This window comes from Candidatus Chloroploca mongolica (genome assembly GCF_004762035.2).
GTDB lineage: Bacteria > Chloroflexota > Chloroflexia > Chloroflexales > Chloroflexaceae > Chloroploca > Chloroploca mongolica.
The window spans coordinates 101,986-123,399 of the sequence record NZ_SIJK02000003.1 but is presented as its reverse complement, the minus strand read 5'-3'; the positions used below and the strand labels follow the sequence as shown (position 1 = coordinate 123,399).

The 21,414-nt window shown below is 57.8% G+C and carries 14 protein-coding genes; 6 read left to right on the top strand and 8 right to left on the bottom strand.

Translation table 11 applies throughout. The features are described 5' to 3' along the window. The first annotated feature begins 169 nt into the window (after positions 1 to 169). Both EYB53_RS02860 and EYB53_RS02855 read left to right on the top strand, forming a co-directional pair. Positions 170 to 1,963 carry an ABC transporter ATP-binding protein gene (locus tag EYB53_RS02860; RefSeq protein ID WP_135476526.1) on the top strand — a complete coding sequence of 598 codons (1,794 nt, stop codon included), beginning with the start codon at positions 170 to 172 and terminating at the stop codon, positions 1,961 to 1,963. Positions 1,964 to 1,985: 22 nt separating this feature from the next. Beyond that, positions 1,986 to 3,785, top strand: a complete 1,800-nt coding sequence (locus EYB53_RS02855) for an ABC transporter ATP-binding protein (protein ID WP_135476524.1) — start codon at positions 1,986 to 1,988, stop codon at positions 3,783 to 3,785. Here EYB53_RS02855 and EYB53_RS02850 read toward each other — a convergent pair. Genes EYB53_RS02850 through EYB53_RS02840 form a run of 3 tightly spaced genes read right to left on the bottom strand, consistent with a single transcriptional unit; the run spans position 3,782 to position 6,641 of the window. Beyond that, positions 3,782 to 3,985, bottom strand: a complete 204-nt coding sequence (locus EYB53_RS02850; protein ID WP_135476522.1) for a hypothetical protein — start codon at positions 3,983 to 3,985, stop codon at positions 3,782 to 3,784. The two genes, EYB53_RS02855 and EYB53_RS02850, sit on opposite strands and share 4 nt — an antisense overlap. Beyond that, positions 3,982 to 5,199, bottom strand: a complete 1,218-nt coding sequence (locus EYB53_RS02845) for an MFS transporter (protein WP_205712564.1) — start codon at positions 5,197 to 5,199, stop codon at positions 3,982 to 3,984. The genes EYB53_RS02850 and EYB53_RS02845 overlap by 4 nt, the downstream gene beginning before the upstream one ends. A 14-nt stretch (positions 5,200 to 5,213) precedes the next feature. Continuing rightward, positions 5,214 to 6,641: a malic enzyme-like NAD(P)-binding protein gene (locus EYB53_RS02840; protein WP_135476520.1), complete on the bottom strand. Its 1,428-nt coding sequence runs from the start codon at positions 6,639 to 6,641 to the stop codon at positions 5,214 to 5,216. 117 nt (positions 6,642 to 6,758) lie between these two features. On the opposite strand from EYB53_RS02840, the gene EYB53_RS02835 reads away from it, so the two are divergent. The 3 genes from EYB53_RS02835 (at position 6,759) to EYB53_RS02825 (ending at position 8,942) form a co-directional block, all read left to right on the top strand. Next, entirely contained in the window at positions 6,759 to 7,385 is a 627-nt protein-coding gene (locus tag EYB53_RS02835) for a xanthine phosphoribosyltransferase (RefSeq protein WP_371879058.1), read from the top strand. Positions 7,386 to 7,488: 103 nt separating this feature from the next. Beyond that, on the top strand, positions 7,489 to 8,148 hold the full coding sequence (locus tag EYB53_RS02830; RefSeq protein WP_135476517.1) for a hypothetical protein: 660 nt from the start codon (positions 7,489 to 7,491) through the stop codon (positions 8,146 to 8,148). 134 nt (positions 8,149 to 8,282) lie between these two features. After that, positions 8,283 to 8,942: a response regulator gene (locus EYB53_RS02825; protein ID WP_097650394.1), complete on the top strand. Its 660-nt coding sequence runs from the start codon at positions 8,283 to 8,285 to the stop codon at positions 8,940 to 8,942. A gap of 58 nt (positions 8,943 to 9,000) precedes the next feature. Here the strand turns inward: EYB53_RS02825 and EYB53_RS02820 are convergent, their stop codons facing one another. Continuing rightward, positions 9,001 to 12,180, bottom strand: coding sequence for a hypothetical protein (locus EYB53_RS02820; protein WP_135476515.1), 3,180 nt, complete (start codon positions 12,178 to 12,180; stop codon positions 9,001 to 9,003). A 185-nt stretch (positions 12,181 to 12,365) separates the two neighbouring features. Between EYB53_RS02820 and EYB53_RS02815 the strand changes: the two genes are divergently transcribed. Then, a complete protein-coding gene (locus EYB53_RS02815; protein WP_167857227.1) occupies positions 12,366 to 16,016 on the top strand; it encodes an ATP-binding protein in 3,651 nt (1,216 codons plus the stop codon). 2 nt (positions 16,017 to 16,018) lie between these two features. Here EYB53_RS02815 and chrA read toward each other — a convergent pair whose 3' ends face one another. From chrA to EYB53_RS02795, 4 genes are all read right to left on the bottom strand, one after another. Continuing rightward, positions 16,019 to 17,233 carry a chromate efflux transporter gene (chrA, locus tag EYB53_RS02810; RefSeq protein ID WP_135476511.1) on the bottom strand — a complete coding sequence of 405 codons (1,215 nt, stop codon included), beginning with the start codon at positions 17,231 to 17,233 and terminating at the stop codon, positions 16,019 to 16,021. Beyond that, the gene (locus EYB53_RS02805) at positions 17,184 to 18,035 is read right to left on the bottom strand and encodes an endonuclease III domain-containing protein (RefSeq protein WP_371879056.1); all 852 of its coding nucleotides are present in this window, start codon (positions 18,033 to 18,035) and stop codon (positions 17,184 to 17,186) included. The genes chrA and EYB53_RS02805 overlap by 50 nt, the downstream gene beginning before the upstream one ends. A 96-nt stretch (positions 18,036 to 18,131) precedes the next feature. Then, a complete protein-coding gene (glgP, locus tag EYB53_RS02800; protein ID WP_135476506.1) occupies positions 18,132 to 20,273 on the bottom strand; it encodes an alpha-glucan family phosphorylase in 2,142 nt (713 codons plus the stop codon). Positions 20,274 to 20,407: 134 nt separating this feature from the next. Then, positions 20,408 to 21,328: an isoaspartyl peptidase/L-asparaginase family protein gene (locus tag EYB53_RS02795; RefSeq protein WP_135476504.1), complete on the bottom strand. Its 921-nt coding sequence runs from the start codon at positions 21,326 to 21,328 to the stop codon at positions 20,408 to 20,410. Positions 21,329 to 21,414: the final 86 nt, after the last annotated feature.

Below are 21,414 nucleotides of genomic sequence, written 5' to 3'. Positions count from 1 at the left end.
CGTTGCATTTAAGAAAAAGCAACCAGTTTCATAGTCTTTTGCACCGCTTTCCATCAGCCTTACGACTGACTACAACCCCCTAGAGCAATGTTATACTCACTCTATCTTCTCGAACAGGTGTCTCGCTTCGAAAAGTTAATGTGTAGCAACTATTCACGAATGGTGCCCTATGTCCAACCTTCGTTATCTTATTCCCTATCTCAGGCGCTACCGCTGGTCATTGCTGGCAGGCTTGATTTGTGCAGCCTTTGCTGCCTCGGTGAGTGCGCTTGGGCCATATATCTTGCGCCTTGCCGTTGATAAGCTGGCAACCGGCCAACTGGTGCTGACGAGCATCCTCGGGTATGGGGTGATGCTCATCATCGTCGCCCTCGCTGACGGTGTCTTTCGCTTCATTCAACGCATGATGCTCGCCGGGGTGTCCTATCGCATCGAGTACGATCTGCGTACCCAACTCTTTGCCCACTATATGCGGCTCGATCAGGCTTTCTTTAGCCGCAACCATACCGGCGATCTGATGGCCCGTGCCACCAATGACCTTAGCGCTGTCCGTCAATTGCTCGGCCCTGGGCTCAATGGTACTGCAACAGCTGTGTTGACCTTTCTGGCAGCCGCAGTCCTGATGTTGATGATGAATGTGACCCTGGCCCTGATTGTGATGCTCCTTATGCCGGTGACAACCGTGGTGTTTGTCCTGCTCGGCAATCGCATGCGTACGGCCTTTACCCGTGTGCAAGATCAATTCGGCGTTATCTCGACCCGTGTTCAAGAGCATTTCTCTGGGATTCGGACCATCAAGGCCTATGCCCAGGAAGATGCCGAGCTCGCGGTCTTTGCCGCTGAGAATGAGCGCTATCGCGAACTGAATCTCCGCTACGTGTTGCTCAGTGGGGCGCTCTGGCCGGCGATGACCCTCTGCCTTGGCATTGTCGCCGCGTTGGTGCTCTTGGTCGGTGGGCGCCTCGTGGTAGCCGGTGCGTTGACCATCGGTGAACTGGTGCAGTTCAATGCATATCTGGGCTTGCTGACCTTCCCAATGATTATGCTCGGCTGGATGGTGTCGCTCTATCAGCAGGCCTCAGCTTCGATGGGGCGCTTGATGGAGGTGCTGCGCTATCAGCCAGCGGTGGTCAATCCACCCGATGCGCGTCCTTTGCCTTCCCCTCGCGGTGAGTTGGAGTTTCGGCGTGTCGGCCTGCGCTATGAAGAACCTGCCGATCACGCCACGACAGCGCTGTTTCCCGAACGACGCGCTGAGTGGATGCTGCGCGATCTGTCGATCCACGTTCCGGCAGGACATTCGTTGGCGATCGTGGGCGCAACCGGGGTGGGCAAAACAACGCTCGTCAATCTCTTGTCACGCGTCCGTGATCCCGATGAGGGTCAGGTGCTCCTTGATGGTATCGATGTCCGAACGCTGGATCTGGGCGATCTGCGGCGTGCGATTGGGTATGTGCCCCAAGAGACCTTTCTTTTTAGTGTGCCGTTGCGCGAAAATGTGGCCTTTGGGGTGGAAGGAGCACACGATGCGGCCCTGGATGCGCGCATTGAGCACGCCGTGACGGTATCACGCCTCGCCAATGATCTGGCCCAGTTTCCCGATGGCCTCGATACGATGGTTGGTGAACGTGGCGTGACCCTGTCGGGCGGGCAAAAGCAACGGGTCTCGCTTGCACGGGCAATCCTCCGCAATCCACCAGTGCTGGTGCTCGACGATGCGTTGAGTAGCGTTGATACGCAGACGGCGGCGCAAATCCTCGCCGGGCTGCGCGAGGTGATGCGTGGACGGACGACGGTCATCATTGCGCAACGCATTGCAACGGTACGCGAGGTTGACCAGATTGTTGTGTTGCACGATGGACAGATTATTGAGCAAGGCAACCATAGTGCGTTGCTAAAGCTCGGCGGGCAGTATGCAGCGATGTATCGGCGCGAGTTGCTCGAAGCGGAATTATCGGCATAAGCCCAGTTGTGAGGATAATGTGATGGCACGTGGCTTTGATGATGATGTGATCCTTGGGAAAGCCTATGATGGGCGACTGATGCGCCGAATGGCGGTCTTTGTCGTCCCCTACTGGCGACAACTGGCCCTGGCCCTGGCCCTCCTCTTTGGGGCAGCACTGACCGAGATCGTGCCACCCTTACTCGTCTTGCAGGCCATTGACGGGCCTATTAGCGAGGGGCGCCTCGAGGGGCTCTGGCCGATTTTCGCCCTGTATGTGCTGGTGCTGGTAAGCAACTTTGCGCTGCGGTATACGCACAACTATATCATCAATAGCGCAGGCCAGTCGGTCGTAATGGATTTGCGCAAGCAACTCTTTCAGCACCTCCAGCGGCTCAGTTTGAGCTTCCACGACCGTAACCCAGTCGGACGGCTCTTGACCCGCATTACCAACGATGTTGATGCGCTCAATGAGTTCTTGACCCAGGGGTTGGTGCTCATCCTGGCTGATCTGGTAACGCTGTTAAGCATTATTGGCATTATGTTTTTCTTGAACTGGCGGCTGGCATTGATCAGTCTCGCGACGCTGCCCATCCTGATGCTAATTGTTGCCATCTATCAGCGGATGATGCGGGCGACGTATCGCCTGGTGCGCGAGCGCTTGGCAACGATCAATGCGTTTCTCAACGAGCAGATCAGTGGCGTCCTCGTGACCCAACTCTTTGGCCGCGAGGTGACCAGTCAACGCCATTTCAGTGGGTTGAGTGAAGCCTACCTTCAGGCCAATGTGCGATCCTTGCTGATCTTTGCCATTTTTATGCCCACAGTTCAACTGATGGCCGCGATTGGTACCGCAGCTGTGCTCTGGGGTGGTGGCTATGGCGTGATGAGTGGCTGGGCGTCACTGGGTATGCTGGCAGCGTTTGTGCTCTATACCGAACGAGCCTTTCAGCCCATCCGCAACCTCGCCGAGCGGTATACCATCTTGCAGGCCGCAATGGCTTCTGCCGAGCGCGTGGTCGGGGTGCTTGATACAACCGAAGAGGTGCGTGACCCTGAACAGCCTGTGACCCTGCCCCAGCCTGTTCGCGGTGAAATTCGCCTCGAAAACGTCATTTTCGGGTATGACCCTGCTGAGCCGGTGCTCAAGGGGATTAACCTGCACATTCCAGCCGGTCAGGCCGTGGCAATTGTCGGGGCAACCGGGGCTGGCAAGAGCAGCCTCGTTGGCTTGCTAGCCCGTTTTTATGATGTCCAGGGTGGACGCATTACGCTTGATGGGGTCGATCTCCGTGATCTGCGCCAGCACGAGTTACGACAACATATTGCCGCCGTACCGCAAGATCCGGTCTGCTTTTCGGGAACAATTGCCAGCAATATTCGCCTGCATAGTGCAACAATTGACGATGCACGCGTACGCTGGGCCGCTGAAATGGTGAATGCAGCCACCTTTATCGAGCGCCTTCCAGGAGGGTACGAGCACGAAGTCCGTGAACGTGGAGCCAATCTCTCCCTTGGGCAACGGCAGTTGCTCGCTTTTGCACGCGCACTGGCCTTCAACCCCGAGGTGCTCTTGATCCTCGACGAGGCGACGAGCAGTGTTGACACGGCAACGGAAGCCCTGATCCAGGATGCACTCGAGCGAATGTTGCAAGACCGCACGAGCATCATTATTGCCCATCGCCTGAGCACGATTCGACATGTTGATCGGATTATCGTCTTGCACCAGGGTCGCGTCGTCGAGGACGGCACACACGATGAACTGCTGGCCCGGCGTGGCTACTACCACCGGCTCTACCGGTTGCAATTTGCCGAACAGGGCCTCGGGGTCGCTGAACACTAGCTGCAGAGGAAAAACCAGGTTGGATCGGTGAGTTGGATGCTCGGGGCCATGGCGAACCAGACAACCCAGAGGGTCACGCCACCGACGGCGAGCAGCACCAGGGCCACGACAGCGAACCAGGCCGGCAAACCAACCCCATCAACTGCCTGCTCAAACGCAGGCAGTTCTGGTTCCACCAGCAATGCTGAACGATCAGTCATGCGCGTTGCTCCTGCAGACTCCGCACCGGGCGGTCATCAAGGATCACATGAATAAACGCCGCAACGAGGCTCAAGGCGAGGGCGGTATTCCAGACAGGGAGATACGATCCGGTGAGGTCATAGACCGCCCCGCCGAGCCAGGCCCCGAGAAACGCCCCGACCTGATGACTCAAAAAGACGATGCCATAGAGCGTCCCGAGATACCGCACCCCAAACAATTGGGCCACGAGGCCGCTGGTGAGGGGCACGGTACCAAGCCAGAGCAAGCCAATCGCAAAGCCAAAGACGAGTGCCGACGTACCGGTAACAGGTACAAGCAGGAAGAGCACAAAGACGACCGCTCGCGCAAAATAGAGCGCACTCAACACCCGTTTTTTGACAAAGCGATCGCTGAGCGCCCCAAAGAGGTACGAACCAACCACATTCGCCAGGCCAATCACCGCAAGGGCGCTGGCTGCGACAAATGGCGCGACGGCATAATCAGCGAGATAGGCCGGGAAATGGATGGCAATAAACGCCACATGGAAACCACAGACAAAAAAACCCAGATTGAGCAACAGATAACCTGGATGGCGGAGGGCCGTCGCGATCACCGGCTTGAGCGATGAGGAAGGCAGCGCAGCGGCCTGGCTCGACGATGAGGTTGGACGAGGACGAAAAGCCAAGGCAAAGAGCAGGATCAGCAGAATGAGCAGTGCAAGACTCACCAGAGCGCCCTGCCATGGCATCATACTGAGCAGAATCTGCGCAAGAGGTACAAACGCAAACATGCCCAGCGAACCGCCAGCGGTCACCAGACCAAATGCCAAGCCACGCCGCTGAGTTGGCACCAGCGCACCAAGGGCACTAAAGATCACCACAAAGGTCGTCATACTCTGCGCAAGGCCGACAACCAGACCCAGGGTGAGCAACAATCCCCAGACATTCGTCACCAGCGTGACGCCCCAGAGACCGAGGGCATAGAGGAGCACCCCGAGCATCAGGATTGGGCGGACGCCACGGCGATCAGCCAGGGCACCAATGAACGGCTGGCCGAGGCCAAAGATCAAATTCTGAACCGCAAGCGTCAGGCTGACTTGCGAACGCCCGATCTCAAGTGTCTCGCTGATTGGGAGGAGAAACACCCCAAACGTCTGGCGAACCCCCATACTCAGGGCAACAATCAATGTCCCGTAAAGGGTCGCGGTCGCCCACATTGGCAATCGTTTGGGCACACACGCCTCCCGCGTTAGTCACCGCCACGTGAGGGCAGATGATCGCGGCGCGCCACACCCTCCTCGATTGCCGCGAGCGCAACCGCAGTTGCGATCGTGGGCACGACCGCACGATTAAAGACGCTTGGGACAATATATTCTTCGCTAATCTCTTCGTCGGGAATAACGTTAGCGAGGGCCTCAGCCGCGGCAAGGCGCATGCCAACGGTCATCTTCGCAGCATTGACATCGAGTGCCCCGCGGAAAATGCCGGGGAAAGAGAGCACATTATTGATCTGATTGGGTTGATCAGAGCGGCCTGTTGCGACAACCCGTGCATATGCGCGGAGCATCTCGGGGTCACCTTCTGGCACCGGATTCGCCAGCGCAAAGACAATCGGATCGGGAGCCATGCTGCGCACCAATTCAGGGGTCAGCACACCACCCTTCGAGACACCAACAAAAACATCAGCGCCACGGATCGCCTCCCCAAGCGTCCCACGGCGACGCTCGCGATTGGTTTGTGAAGCAATAATGCGCTGCATTGTTGTCTGCACATGGTCATCGCCTTCACAGAGGATCCCATAGCGATCGACGGCAGTCACCTCGCCGATATGGGCCTCGAGCAACGCCCGAATAATCGCGGTGCCAGCCGCCCCAACACCATTGACCACCGCCCGCACCTCACGAAGATCCTTACCGACAACGCGTAACGCATTGCGCAGTGCAGCGAGCACCACCACGGCGGTACCGTGCTGATCATCGTGCATCACCGGAATATTGAGGCTCTCGTGGAGGCGACCTTCCACCAGAAAGCAACTGGGGGCAGCAATATCTTCAAGATTAATGCCGCCAAAACCCGCAGCAATCTGTTCAACCGTCTGGACAATCAACTCGGGATGTTGCGAACGGAGGCAGATCGGAACCGCATCAATATCGGCGAGTTCCTTAAACAAGATCGCTTTGCCTTCCATCACCGGCATTGCGGCTTCGGGGCCAAGATTGCCCAGACCGAGGATTGCACTGCCATCACTGACCACCGCGACGCTATTGGTCTTCCAGGTCAGCGAAAAGGCCTTCTCAGGATCATCGGCAATCGCCCGACAGACGCGGGCCACGCCGGGAGTATAAGCCAGAGAAAGATCATCGCGATTCTTGAGCGGCACCTTGCTCTGCATCGCAAGCTTGCCGCCGAGGTGCGCGAGAAAAACGCGATCACTTACCTGAAGCACAGTAATGCCTGAAATCGCATTCAACTCTTCGATCAACGTCTCACCGTGCTGCTCGTCCTGTACCCGTACAGTTATATCGCGCACCAGCACATTGCGTTCGGCGCGGACAATATCAATTGCGCCAATATCGCCACCGACTTCACCAATGCGCGTCGTGAGCCGACCGAGCATCCCAGGGCGATTGTCAATTTGACAACGCACCGTCAACGTATACGCAACACCCACCGACATAGCTACCTCTGCAAGAGAATATAAAAAGCCTGTCTTGGCGACAGGCAACGGCGCTTCCTGCTATGGTAACATAGATAGCACTGGTATGCAACGCAGGGAAGAACGGAGGATTGTGTGATTGATAAGGATGAAATACTATCAGAACTGCTCGTCGCGCCTTTCTTGCCACTGGTCGAGCGCATCATAGCTGAAGCCACCGTCGTGAACGACCGCATCCTGAAGATTGATCACTTCTTGAATCACCGGATCGAACCCCAGTTGATGCAGGCGATGGGCGAAGCAATGGCCGGCCGTTTGCGTCCCTTCCATCCTGAATTGATCTTGACCGCCGAGGCGAGTGGCATTGCCCCTGCGCTGGCGACCGCGATGGCCCTGGGATGCCCGATGGTCTATGCGAAAAAATATTCACCCGAGGTTGAAGCCCCCGCCCTCTCACGCATCGTGCCTTCACCAACGAAAGGCGGCGCAACTCGCCTCGTCGTCTCGGCCCGCTATCTGCCCATTGGCACCAGGGTTGCCCTGGTCGATGACTTTCTCGCGAATGGACGAACGGCAGTGGCCCTGGCTGAGTTGGTTCGTGAAGCCGGAGCAAGCCTGGTAGCCGCAGGCTTTGTGGTCGAGAAACTGTTCCAGAACGGACGGGCAGGCATCGAGGCCCTCGGCATTCCTGTGGCCGCCCTGGCGCAGGTCGAGCGCCTTGAGCACGGGCAGGTCATCGTTCGCGGCGTCGCTACGATGACCTGAGCTATGCCGCGAAAGCATTGCAAAATAAAAACAAGTGTGCTATAATAGATCCTAGCCCTCAACGAAGGCAACGTTAGCACAATGCAAAGCAAAGAGAAGAGCAATGGAAAGTACAGGGAACCCCACACGCACCGTGACCCGCACCTATCGGGCAGCTATTCGGCTCGGTGAAGACTTTATGACGCTCGAAGAGTCAATCACGTTACCGGTTGACGCTTCCGACAGTGATGTGCAGCAGGCTGTTGAGCTTGGCTGGCGCATCTATCAAGCGCAACGTGAGTCATTTGAGCAACAGATCGCCACAATTCGCGAAACGCACCATACGCCAGGGCCAATGACGGTACGCGATCCTGACGCTCCTGCCAGTGACAAACAACGTAATTATATTGCAACGTTGCAGGATCAGTTGACCTGGACAAACGAGCAACTGGCAGCCCATGCAGCCGATCAAGCCGTCGATCTGGTGACGATGACAAAAGGCCAGGCCTCACTCTTTATTGATGGTCTGAAAAAACTGGCAGACGAACGTGGGCGCTACATCGCCGAGAGTCGCGTTCGTATGGTGAACGGGGTCTCTGCAAGCAGCAGTTCAGATCCAGACCAGCCGGCCAGCGAACGTCAACTGAAAGCCCTGGCGAAGGTCGCCGCAAGTCGGTCACTCAAGCTTGATGAAGAATTGCAGCGACGTTTTGACGTCTCAACAACCGAAGTAACCAGCGAACAGGCAGCCATTCTGCTCAATGAATGGCAGGCAAAACGATAAAGCTTGCTTCTGCGCAGCCGCCAGGCATCGTGCCTTCCATCTTTCAGGTGCAGGGCTACGCCCTGCACCTGAAAGATGGAAACTGGTGTACACTATGATCGGCGTTGCTCACACCTATACCAGGGCACCGAGTTATGCAAGAAAAGATTACCCTCCTGATCGCTGATGATCATACGATGTTCCGTCAGGGCCTGCGTGAGCTCCTTGAACGCAAGGGGGGATTCAAGGTTGTCGCTGAGGTCAGTGACGGCATCGCGGCCGTCGAAGCAGCGCGTGAGCAAAGACCCGATATTGCGCTGCTCGATATTTCGATGCCCGGGATGACAGGGATCGAGGCAGCCCGCCAGATTACCCAGGTAAGCCCACATACCCGCAGTATCGTGCTCACGATGCATCGCGATGAACGCACGGTGCTCGAAGCACTGCGCGCCGGGGCCAATGCCTATCTGCTGAAAGACGCTGATTCCGATGAATTGATCGAGGCCGTGCGCCTCGTTCACCGCGGTGAGGCTTCGCTGGCTGGAAGCGCCGCCGCACGCGTCCTTGATTTGCTGCGCCGGGGTGAGACAGCTATCGCTGGTGCGGATCTGTTGACTCCTCGCGAACGTGATATCCTGGCTCTCGTGGCCCAGGGCGACGATAACCGGGCGATCGCCTTGAAACTCAGCCTCTCTGAAAAGACCGTGGGGAATCGCCTGAGCGAGATTTTTCAAAAGCTCGGGGTGAGCAATCGTACCCAGGCGGCAATTGTCGCGGTGCAGCGCGGGCTCGTCCCACCACCTCAGATGGGGTGATCTGTGGACTGCCGCAACGAAGCTGGCAATGCCGGCTTCGTTGCGGCAGTAGCTATGTTTACCGCAGCGCCACAGGTAAGAACACTCGGTAGATGTTGAGAGGGTAGAGTTCCGAGACTTTGGTGCTGGTGCCCGCTTCGTACTGATTGATGACACCATAGTTGTTGGTTGTGCTCATCGTACGCAGCCGTTCCCCTTCTTCCAGGGCACGGGGCAGGGTGAAGGTCCAGTTACCGTTGGCATCGGCCATCGTTGTGCCGAATGACTCGAGCGTCTCGACCAGGTTGTTGTCGTTGTCAAGAAAGACCTCGATGGTGCAGAAGGGGCAGGTGCTGTCAACCGGCGGTGCGCCCCCTGGCGGGATGCCCGGATCGCCTGACGTACCACGCACCGTTGTATCTTCAATGCTGGTGATCTTGCCAGAGTTGAAATAGGCGAGATCGTTCGGCACAATCGGGCCAAAGATGATTGGGCGCTGGCTGGTGACGATCAAGTTGCCCTGATACGTATTGGCGTTGGCACCGACCACATTGGGGAGGTGATTCAGCGCTGCGTTCTGCGGGGTGACGATGTAGTTGTCACGGAGGACGCTGAAGTTACCCGACATGCGGATGCCTTCGCCACAAACCCCCACGTCGTTGCCCGCCGTGTCGCGGCCGATGTAGTTGTTCTGAACAAGGTAGTTGCCGACACTGCCGATCTGAATGCCAAAGGGCTGGGTTGACGCGGGATCATTGCTGCGAATGCTCAGGCCAACAATGTAGTTACGCTCAGCTTCAGTTGGACCACCGGCCTGTGTGCCTAGCCCTCCAAGCAGGCTGAGTCCTTGCCCCGAGATCCAGTTGGGATCGGTGCAGATCGTTTCGCCCTCTGGTGGCTCAGGGATGGTGCCGTCGGGACGGGTGCCGAGGTAGTTGCCGACCACCCAACTGTCGTCACTACGGATGGTCATCCCACTCGCCCGCGAGCCGGTCACCACATTGTTGCGATAGACATTGCCCCCTTCCTGGGCCGGTGGCGTCTCGGCATCCTGGATTGTTGCCTTGTTATCAATCGTATTATTGCCGCCAATGTAGTAGATGCTCTGACCATCCTCGTTGAGACCGAGCCAGTTCGCTTCGATGAAGTTGCCACCGAGATTGACCTGAAGGCCAAAGCCTTGCAAGCCCAGACCGCGGATGATGTTGTCGCGACTATCCACAATCAGGATCTGCTGAGTATTCGTTCCTCTGACAAAGATCTTTGGCCCAGTCGCACGCCCACCGGGCTGCGTCGTGCCATCAATGACGATTTGGCCCCCTTCCAACCGCCGGAAAACATTGCTGGCCGCGCTATTCAGATCAATGCGCCACACACCCAGCGCAGCATTGTAGCCCGGATCGGTGGTCGGAATGTCGAAGTTGATCAAGACCGGGCGTTCGTTCGCGGGCAGATCACGCGCCTGAACAATTGCCCGCCGCAAGGTACAGGGGTTGGCGGTACACTTTGTTGACGAGCTCGTATCAGGATCAGTCGTACTATTGACGGTGATTGTGGTTGCAAAGGCATACGTAGGCAACGGCGGAACTGCTCGTGGTTGCACCGGAGTAAACTCGGTTGGCGCATCAGCGTCGGGCCGTACCGGTGGCGGCGGGGTTGCGATCACCCCATCAGGGCCGTAGAGGTTGCGCGAGACACGCGTACTTGTGCCAGCCCCAAAGCCCTGGATCGTGTCTTCAGCCGTCGTTGTGCTCTGCGTACGAAGGCCCTGGTTCGGGCCGAGACCACCAGGCGGCAGAATCTCAGGAAACGACCAGTTACCTTCACCATCAGCTGAGACCGTGCCAAGCGACTCCAGGGTCTCGATGTTTCCATCCCGATTGTCGAGGAAAAGTTCGATCACACAATTTGGGCAGGTGCTATCCACCGGTTGCGCTGGAGGGGGCGGCACGCCTGGATCACCCGACGTGCCCGAGACGGTGCGGCCCACGATGGACGTCACTTTCGCAGGGTTGAAGTAGCTGTAATTGACGGTCACACTTGGAAAGAAGAAGACCGGAACAATCGAGTCTTCGACCACATTGCTGCGGATCAGATTGGGCCCAAGCGAGACACCGCTGCCACTCAAGCCAATCGCGCCTGTTTGTGGCTGTTCACCTTCGGTAATCTTGTTGACATCGTCGTTGCGAGTACCGGCACCATAAATGGTATTGCCACGAATGACATTGCCCTGGTTGGTCAGGCGGATGGCATCGCCACAGGTACCAAATTTCTGGACAGCAGCATCAATCCCGATAATGTTATTCTCGATGAGATTGCCGCCTTTATCAATATCAATGGCCGTTGGCGGCGTATTCAGGGGATCGTTGCTGGCCCAGAGCAACCCGACAAACCGGTTATCGCGGACGACATGACCACTGCCGAACAACGCAATGCCCGCGCCACCAAACCAGTTGTTGTACCGGGCATTCGGACGACACTTGCGATCGGCAGCAATTGTCGGCACCGTCCCATCGGCACGGGTACCAAAAAGGCTCCCCTCGATCGTGCCATTGCTGCCCCGCATCGCAATGGCGACCGTGCGTGATCCCGTCACAATGACGTTATTGTAGGTGTTCCCAGTACTAGCGGTTGCGTCCTCAAAACTCGCCCGGCTATCAACGGTTGGATCACCGCGCACAAAGAAGATCTCCTGACCATTCTCGCGCAGGCCACTCCAGACATCGCTGACGCCATTGTCACTGCCGTTGAAGATGACGCTGTAATACTGAAAACCCAGCCCAATCAACCGGTTTTCATTGCCATTGATCACAAAGCGATCGGCCTGCGTCGAGCCACGAATAAAGACCCTGGGGCCAACGGCCCGCCCACCTAGTTGCTCTGATGCATCAATGGTCACTTGCCCACCCGCGAGCGGGCGCAGGTTTGCACCGACACCCTCGCTCAGCACAATCGTCCAGGTTCCGGCAGCATCACCGGTGTTGGCCTCATTGGCGGGCAGATCGAAATTGATCAAGACAGGACGCGGAGTGGCTGGCAACTGAGCCTGGACAATCGCCCGACGTAACGTACACGGACTCGCCGTTACACATGTCGCCGACATACTGAGATCAGGATCAGTCGTACTATTTACCGTAATGGTCGTAGCAAAGGCCTGAGCCCGGGCCACAGGGGGTTGGACCTGCGGCCAGAACCCAAAGACGAGCATCACCATAAGACCGCAAGCGATCAACACATGGAAGCGTTGGGGGCGTAACATCAGGCACCTCCCTCAGGCATAGATGGCAAGGAGGGGAAGGGCAGCGATGCAAGCAGCTTCCTTGCCGGGGACAGTAGGTTGCGCACGGTCTCATTATAGAACTTCGCTCTCGTATGGCTCTCGTTTTGTTTGCAACATGGTATAATCAAGATCTAGCGTACATATATGACATGAAAAGCGCATGTATGGGCTCGCACGATATCACATCCTTATCCGTGCTCTCACTCTGGATCCTCGGGCCATTTCGCGCCATGCTCGGGGCAACGACGCTTGCCCTACCTCCCCGTTCACGCGCCCACGCCCTGCTCGCCTATCTCTTGCTGCACCACGGTCGTCCGGTTGACCGTAGCTATCTGGTGGGGCAACTTGATCCTGATTTGCCAGATCTTGTGGCCCGACGCCGCCTCTCTGATACGATCTACCTGTTACGCCGCCTCTTGCCTGCGGCACGGCTGCAAACAACCCCAACAACCCTTGCACTAACTCTCGCACCACAGGATGATTGTGATCTGATCGTTTTCGAGCACCTGTTACGCCAACCAGCCGATCAAGTCGAGCGCACCTTGCTGCTCGCCTGCCCCGAGCCGATCTTTTGCCCTGAACTCGATCACGAATGGGTCTTGCCTGCCCGCGAAAGGCTGCATTTACGCTTACTCAACCGCTTAGAGCAGTGCGCTTCAGCTGATCTCCAGGCAGGACACCTCACATCAGCACGCGATCTACTCTTACGGTTGCTGCAACTCGATCCCCTGCGCGAGGTCGCCGAGGTCAGTTTGCTCCATGTCTTTGAAGCCCTCGGTTCGCGAAGCGAGGCGATCAGGCAATATGAACAATGGTGCCAGCATCTCCAGCGTGAATTTGGCTTTACCCCAAGGCCCGAGACCGAGCAGGCCTATCGGTACCTCATCCGCCAGACCACTCCACCGATACGGCCAACCCCAACCGCGCTGCCGACTACGTTACCGCTTGTGGGACGTGACGATGAACGGCGGCGCGTCTTGACCTGGATGGATCAAGCCGGTTCTCAAGCAACCCTGGTTTTGCTTGAAGGCATGGCTGGCATTGGCAAGAGTTATCTGCTTGACCATGTGGCTGGCGATGCCCGCTGGCGCGATTGGCAGGTCGCACGGGCGACAGCAGACCCCACCCATAGCACGATAGAACAGGCCCTGGCATCATTGCTAACCCCGTTGCATTACGAACTCCTAGCTGCCATCCTCCCAGCAGCCTGGTATCACCAGGTAACAGCGCTCTTTCCCCCTAACGATGTGTGCGGACTCACGCCCCAGATCTCAAGGCACGCTGAACTCTCCGCTGAGTCGTATTACGCAACCATCGTGCGCCTGCTCGAAGGTTTAACCAGCCATACACCGCTCCTCCTCATCCTGGATGGCATGCACGAGGCGAGCGAGGCGGATCTGGCCCTGTTGTCCCGACTCGCTACCATGCATACCAGGTGCCCGCTGATGCTGATCGTGAGTTACCGTCCAGCAGCACGCGAAGAAGACGGGCGCTGGGCAGCCTTTCAACGCCTCGGTACGCTTGCTACAGGACGTTGCCTGGAGCTTGCCTCGCTGAATGAGACAGCGTGTCGCATGCTGCTTGAAGAGACCCTGGGACCGTGGACAGATGCCGCTGTCGAACAGATCGTATCCTTCACCGGAGGACACCCGCTCTTTCTACGCGAAGTTGTGACCTGGTTGCTCGAAGATGGGTTACTTCGCCGTGATCGTGATGGGCGCTGGATGCTTGACGGGGGCCTGTTCGAGCTCGAGCCAGTGCCTGATCTCGCCCATACCGTCGGCCTCAGGCTCGACAGCCTTACTGAACGCGAGCTCACCTTGCTCACCTTGATGGCTCTGCAGCATGAACCGCTGAGCGTTGAAGCGCTGGTACAACTGACCGACTGGTCTGCGCCAAGCACCATTGAACAGGCCCAACGCATGGTTCAGCGCCATATCGTCCGCCAGTGTCCCTCTGGCTACACGTATGCGCATGCCCTGATCGCCCAGGCCGCCCGCGAGCGGCTCGACGCGCCATCACGACGCACCTATCATGCCCGTCTGCTGGCCTTACCTGACAAACATGTTCGTCCGTCGCCCTTGCGCCGTGCCTTGCACGCCCTTGCCGCAGAGGCGTGGGAGACGGCATTACCGCTGCTCATCACCGCGAGCAAAGAGGCACGGCGACGAGGCGATTATCGTGTCGCCCTCCGCCTGATCAAACACGCGCTCGACGCACTGGCGCAAAGCAACCTGACGTCGGCCCTCTATACCGAGTACCATATTGAACTGCTCTTTGAACAACTTCAGGTCTGGAACTGGCATCCACCTGAACATGCCGAAGAACAAGCGGCGGTGATCGCGACCCTCAACGGCTATTTGCCAGCGCAAGGGCAGTTACGCCTACAGTTAACTATTGCCGAAATCGAGTACCTGCTCACCCTTGGCGCGAACAAGGCTGCGCTCACAAAAATTCGTACGGCCCTTGAGCAATTGAGCAACGACGCCACCCCAGAGCAACTGGTTCGGCTGCATTTTCAATATGGCAAGGTGGCCCAGCGCCTCGAGATGTTGCACGAAGGCATCGCGCATCTGAAGATCGCACGCGATCTGGCTGCGGCGTGCGGCTCAATCGAAGATGAGGTGGCCGCCCTCGGAAATCTCGCTGTCTATCACCATTTTGCCGGTGATTTTGGGGCTGCACGCGCCGACTACAACCAGGTCAAGGCCTTTTGTGACACGCACGGGTTGGTCATGCCCGGGTTGGTGGCGAGTGCCAACTTGGCCGCACTGGATCAGGCTGAAGGCAAGTTGGCCGAGGCAATTTGCGGGTACGAACAGGTAATCGCCAGTTGCGCACGCAGTGCTGCCGTTGACCCGCCTGACCTCGAGAATCTAGCCGAATTGATGATCCTCGTTGGGGCCTTCGACCGCGCCGAGAACTTGCTGAGCCAGGCCATTGCCCTCTGGCACGAGCGCGGGGGCAATGCGGCGTTGACCAATTGCCGCCAGGCTATGCTTGCGCTGGCAACCCAGGCTTTTGCCTCTGCCCGCGATCATCTGGCGACCGCCCGCGCAAGCAATCGTACCGGCGATGATCGTCGTGTCGCCGGCGAAATCGAGCTCTGGCAAGCCTTGATCGGCCTGGAAGTCGGCGATTTTGCCCTGGCCGAGGACGCAGTAGACCAGGCCGAACGGATCTATATGCACATGGGGGTACGCTTCTACCAGGCCCTGATCACCGCTATCGCCGCGCTCGCGGCTGCCCGCCAGGGGCATTTTGCCCAGGCACACGCTCACCTGGCCGCAAGCACGAAAGCGCTTGAGGCCCGCGTGCAGACCCTGGTCGATCCACGCTATTACCTGGGGCTCACTGCCGAATTGCTTGGGGAGACCGGTGAAGCCGCCCGCTTCTACCAGACAGCCTGGGACCAACTCTGTACCCAGGCAGCAACGCTCCCCCCTGACCTCGCCGCAGGAATGCAGACAACACCCTTTGCCAAACGCCTCGCACGCGCAGTCACACGTCAACAGACGCAAACAGCCCTGATGACCCTCCCCGGCAAATATGCTCCAACCGGGCGACCCTTGCATCCCTGGGAAGAAGTACGGCTTCTCTGGTCACTCCCAAACAATACCGATGAACGGCACAACCGCGAGGCACGTCAACGGAACCTGCACGACCTGCTTATCCAGGCGAGCGAGCAAGAGGCTGCACCGACGCTGGCCGACCTCGCACGGATGCTGCAGGTCAGCACCGCCACCGTCAGCCGCGATCTACGCGAACTCCACCGTCGTGGCGCATCGGTGGCTACCCGTGGTGTTCGACGTTAGGGTTATCGCAGCACGACCGCCCCGATCAGGGCAGTCCCGATCACCACAATCCACGGCGCAACACGCCAAAATTGCAGCGCGGCAAAGGCAAGCAGCGCCACCGCCACCTCAAGTGGGCCTCGGATTGCACTGGTAATCACCGGATCATACAGGGCAGCGAGCAAAATACCTACCACTGCTGCATTCACCCCGCGCAAGGTTGCCTGCGCAGGTGCCGCCGAACGCAGACGCGCCCAGAGGGGCAAAGCCGCCCAGATTAGGAAAAAGGAGGGTAAAAAGACGGCAGTTAGTGCGATAGCCGCCCCCAGCAAACCATTTGGTGGAACGCTGCTGATCGCACCAAGATACGCTGCAAACGTAAAGAGCGGGCCCGGTACCGCCTGAGCCGCCCCATAACCCGCCATAAACTGTTCGGCGCTCACCCATCCTGGTGCAACCACAGACGCTTCAAGCAGGGGTAACACAACGTGCCCGCCACCAAAGACAAGCGAACCAGCCCGAAAAAAGGCGTCGATCAACGCAATCGGCTGGCTCTGCGTTGTGGCCGTCAGCAAAGGCAACCCAACCAGGCCGAAAACTATCAGAACAACGCTCAGCCAGGATAACAAGCGCGGGACGCGGATCGCGGTCGTCGTCTGCGTCGTGCCAACCGAGCCATCGTTCAGCAAACGCCAACCCACCAACCCTCCCACGAGAAGCACAAATACCTGGCTAAGCGCCGTTGGCCAGACCAGGATCAGCACCGCAGCCGCAAAAGCCAGAGTCACCCGCAGGCGATCGGGCGTCAAATTCTTCGCCATCCCCCAGACGGCCTGGGCCACCACAGCGACGGCAACCACTTTGAGGCCCTGGAGCCAACCACTGTCGCTCCCAGTACCCAGGGCAGTCAAACCAAGCGCAAACGCCGTCAGAGCCAGAGCCGAGGGCAACGTAAAACCAAGCCAAGCCATCAGGCCGCCCCAGATACCTGCCCGTACCGTTCCCAGCGCAATACCAACCTGGCTACTTGCAGGGCCTGGCAGAAACTGACAGAGCGCCACCAGATCAGCATAGGTCGCCTCGTCTACCCAGCGCCGCCGTTGCACAAGCTCTTCACGAAAATAGCCCAGATGCGCCACTGGCCCGCCAAACGACGTCAATCCAAGCCGGGTAAAGACCATCAGCACTTCAAGCAGGCTTCCCCCGCTTGCGACCACTGCTTCCTCGCGACGCTGCATCGTGCTGCTCCTCACGATAATACCGACAGATCTCCCGTAACGGACAGCCATCAGCACGGTCAAGGTAGCTCTCACGACCATCCTGACGACTATAGACTCGGCGCGATGGAGGCCCATCGCAGCGCGGACGAGCAAGGCAATAGCGCACACAGACCTCGTTGATCTGCGCATGAAACTCGGCATAGAGCGCCACCGGCGGCTCGGCGGGCACGGGATGGGCCAGAGTCACTTCAATCGTCTGACGCACTTGCGCGTAACGGTCGCGCCACCAACGTTCAGGTTCATGCTGGTGAGGAGCAGGCCCAACACGCGCAAAGAGTCGTCGCGTATACGCATCAACCACAAAGACCGGATGCCCACCGCCATAGAGCATCGTCACATCGCAGGTCTCGGGGCCAATCCGAGGCAACGCAAGCAACTCGGCGCGAAGCTCTTCCAAGGGACGCGCCAACAGCGTCGCCGTCCTCCCCTGATATCCGGTCACAATATAAGCAGCAAGCGCCCGCAATCCGCTCGCCTTCTGCGGATAAAACGCCACCGGGCGCAACAGTGGCCCTAGGTCAGCAACCTCCACCTGCACCAGGGCAACAGGCGACAACAGATCAGCCGCAAGCAACCGCTGAACGACCTGCTCGACCGCCTCCCAGCGTGTTTGCTGCACCAGCACAGCCCCAACAAGCATCTCGAAAGCGGGATCGTCACCAAAAATCGGCCACCAGGGGCGCACCGCGAGCGGCCCATGCAGCCGACTAAAATGGGCCAGGAGCCGAGTATAGATAGCCTCAAGTGTTGGGGAAGTCACAGGTTCTCCCGACAACAACATGCTCCCTCCACCAGTCAGTTTTGCTTACTGGTGGAGGGAGCACCCTAGCCTCAAGACCTTAGCCTTATGTCAAGCTTACTTGGTCACCGAACCCGCCGCCGGCATATACAACTCGCTCACATAATCAGCGAGCATACGGCGCATACTAAAGGCCGGTGCAACAGTGGCGATGGCTTCTTTGCAAATCTGAACCCACGCCGTCGGCACCCCATTGGCATCGCGTCCATCGTAAAATGTCGAGGCAATCTCGTGCTCAATCAGGTGATAGAGCGACTGTGCATCATTCCAATCCTGCTCATCCTGATTGCTATACTCACGCTCTTCGCCAATAGCCCAGCCATTCTTGCCATTGTACGCCTCGGGCCACCAGCCATCGAGGATCGAACAATTCGGTGCCCCATTCAGGCTGGCTTTCATCCCGCTAGTGCCACTCGCCTCGTAAGGTCGTCGCGGATTATTCAACCAGACATCAACGCCCTGGGTCATTGACCGCCCGACCGCCATATCATACTCTTCCAGGAAAACAATGCGCCCAGCCAGACCTGGCTGCTGCGCCAGTTGGTAGACATTCTGAATAAAGAGTTTGCCAGGATCATCCTTGGGATGCGCTTTACCCGCAAAAATGATCTGGATCGGCTTGCCGGGCCGGTTGAGCAGATACTTCAGCCGCTCGATATCCTTGAAAATGAGCGTGGCGCGCTTGTAGGTCGCAAAACGACGCGCAAAGCCAAGGGTGAGAATGCCATCTTCGAGGACCGGCCAGACCGGAGCATTCTGGTTAAGATGCTTGTAATGCGCAGCCAGACGCCCACGGGCAAAGGTAATCAACTGGCTCTTCAGGCCCTGACGCGTATTCCACAGGACATCATCAGGGATTTGATAGATCTTCTTCCAGACCTTGGGATCATCCAGATTGTCTTCCCAGGTCTTCCCAAGGTACGCATTGAATAGCTCATGCAATTCAGGCGCAAGCCAGGTTGAGGTATGGACGCCATTGGTGATGGAGGTAATCGGCACCTCATCACGGCTCTTGCCCGGATACAGCCACTGCCACATCCCGCGGGCAACATGGCCGTGCAGCTTGCTCACCCCGTTGTGGTAGTCGGAAGCCCGCAACGCGAGCGCCGTCATCGCAAAGGTCGGCCCCCACTGCTGCTCTTGCAACGCAATCGACATAAACTCATCACGAGTCAGATTCAACTGTGGCCAGTAGCTCCAGAAGAAACGCTCGATCAAGGGCAACGGGAACGCATCATTGCCTGCCGGCACAGGGGTATGGGTTGTAAAGACACACTGCGTCTTTACCTGTTGCATCGCGTCTTCAAAGGTCATGCCCTGAACCACCAGTTCACGACAGAGTTCCAGCACCAGGAAGGCCGAGTGCCCTTCATTCATATGCCACACCGTCGGGCTATACCCGAGGCGACGCAGCGCACGCACCCCGCCAATGCCAAGCACCAGTTCTTGCGAAATGCGCATCTCTTGGTCGCCACCATACAAACGCGCCGACAATTCGCGATCTTGCGGGCTATTCGGGTGAATATCCGTATCCATCAACAACAACTCGACCCGCCCAACCTTGAACTTGTAGACCTTCGCATAGATCGTGCGTCCAGGCAACTCAACCTCAATGACAACCTCGTGCCCCTCGGGGTCAAGTGCCGGAATCGCAGGCACATCGGCGAAGTTCATCTTGTTGTACTCGGCAAATTGCCAGCCACTCGGGTCAAGGCGCTGCCGAAAATAGCCCTGTGGATAGATAAAGCCAACTGCCACAAAGGGCAGATCCATATCAGACGCCTCTTTGACGTGATCGCCTGACAAAATACCAAGGCCCCCTGAATAGATGGGCAGCGACTCGTGCAGGCCAAACTCTGCACTGAAATAGGCGATCTGCACATCTTTGATATCAGGATAGTGCTTGCGAAACCAGGTCTTCTTTGCACCAACATAGGCATCGAAGCTCTTCATCACAGCGTCATATAGCTTAAGATAGCCAGCATTAGCTGATGCTTCTTCAAGCTTGCGCTGACGAACATCACGCAGGAAATCGACCGGATTGTGGTAATCAAGCTCCCACAGATCAGGATCGATCTGGCGGTAGAGATCCTGCGCCTCGGGGTGCCAGGTCCACCAAAGGTTGTAGGCAAGTTCGCGCAGACGGGCGATACGCTCGGGAATCGGGGTAAACAAAATTTCGTGTTCCAGCCGAACCATGTGCTCTCCTCACTCAGGCTTGCCAGGGCTACAAGCGGCCTGCTGTGGTCGTTCGATCCACAGGCGGGAAATGCCGTTGACCATTGTAGCCGCTGTACGTCTATCTGTCTAGGCGAATCAACGGCAAAAATCGATCAGACCCCCGCAATAAGCGGAGTATCCTCGGTTGCGTAGGCATACGCCATCCGTCGCGTATTCCAGGCCAGGCCAATCTGACCACTCGGGGTCAGGATGATGCAGCCGCCACGACCCCCATCCACATAACGGGCGAGGGTATGCATCGCACTTTCTGCGGCCGTCTGGGGCGGGACACCTCGCTCGAGTTGTTCAATTGCACGGCGGGCCAGCGCCACGCGGACAATGCCTTCACCCCAACCAGTACAAACCGCTCCACCAATCGTTGCATCAGCATACAGACCACATCCAACCATCGGGGTATCACCAATACGGCCCGGAAGCTTGAACGGCGTGCCACCAGTTGAATTGGCCGCGACAAGATTGCCACTCTTATCAAGCGCAATCGCCCCCACGGTATCATGACCATGTACCGCAGCAGGATCGGGCTGTGCCACCAGGGTACTCTCTTCGTCCTGACGACGACTCGTCTTCCAGGCTTGCCACAGAGCCACTTCACGCTCGACAATCAATTCCGCATTGTCACAAAAAGGCATGCCACAACTGGCCGCAAAATGCTCGGCCCCTTCACCACCAATGAAGGTCGCCGGGCCTTCGAGCACATGACGTGCCAGGCTGATCGGATTACGGATGCGCTTTAGATTAGCCACCGCTCCATAACGCAGCGAACGACCGTCCATCAGGGCTGCATCTAGTTCAACCGTGCCCGCATTGGTCAAAACCGAGCCGGTGCCCGCGTCAAAAATGGGATCGTCTTCCATCAGGCGAACCGCCGCTTCACACGCTTCCAATGCTGTCCCACCAGCCCGCAGAATCCTCAGGCCCGCTTCCAGCGCGACACGGCACCCATGAATGTGCGCCTCCACCTGCTCATCCGGGATGTCCCAGGCACCGCCATGAACGATCATTGCAATCGGCATAGATCTCAACCTTCGCTCACGCTGATCCGCTAGCGATCAGCCCACGTTGTTTGCTTGCACGAGGAAAGTAACCTACTGTACCACAG

Excerpts from the sequence above, each read along its gene's own strand:
- EYB53_RS02815 (WP_167857227.1), top strand. The coding sequence starts at position 12,366 with ATGGGCTCGCACGATATCACATCCTTATCCGTGCTCTCACTCTGGATC.
- EYB53_RS02825 (WP_097650394.1), top strand. The coding sequence starts at position 8,283 with ATGCAAGAAAAGATTACCCTCCTGATCGCTGATGATCATACGATGTTC.
- EYB53_RS02820 (WP_135476515.1), bottom strand. The coding sequence starts at position 12,180 with ATGTTACGCCCCCAACGCTTCCATGTGTTGATCGCTTGCGGTCTTATG.
- EYB53_RS02850 (WP_135476522.1), bottom strand. The coding sequence starts at position 3,985 with ATGACTGATCGTTCAGCATTGCTGGTGGAACCAGAACTGCCTGCGTTT.
- EYB53_RS02855 (WP_135476524.1), top strand. The coding sequence starts at position 1,986 with ATGGCACGTGGCTTTGATGATGATGTGATCCTTGGGAAAGCCTATGAT.
- EYB53_RS02840 (WP_135476520.1), bottom strand. The coding sequence starts at position 6,641 with ATGTCGGTGGGTGTTGCGTATACGTTGACGGTGCGTTGTCAAATTGAC.
- EYB53_RS02830 (WP_135476517.1), top strand. The coding sequence starts at position 7,489 with ATGGAAAGTACAGGGAACCCCACACGCACCGTGACCCGCACCTATCGG.
- chrA (WP_135476511.1), bottom strand. The coding sequence starts at position 17,233 with ATGCAGCGTCGCGAGGAAGCAGTGGTCGCAAGCGGGGGAAGCCTGCTT.
- EYB53_RS02860 (WP_135476526.1), top strand. The coding sequence starts at position 170 with ATGTCCAACCTTCGTTATCTTATTCCCTATCTCAGGCGCTACCGCTGG.
- glgP (WP_135476506.1), bottom strand. The coding sequence starts at position 20,273 with ATGGTTCGGCTGGAACACGAAATTTTGTTTACCCCGATTCCCGAGCGT.
- EYB53_RS02795 (WP_135476504.1), bottom strand. The coding sequence starts at position 21,328 with ATGCCGATTGCAATGATCGTTCATGGCGGTGCCTGGGACATCCCGGAT.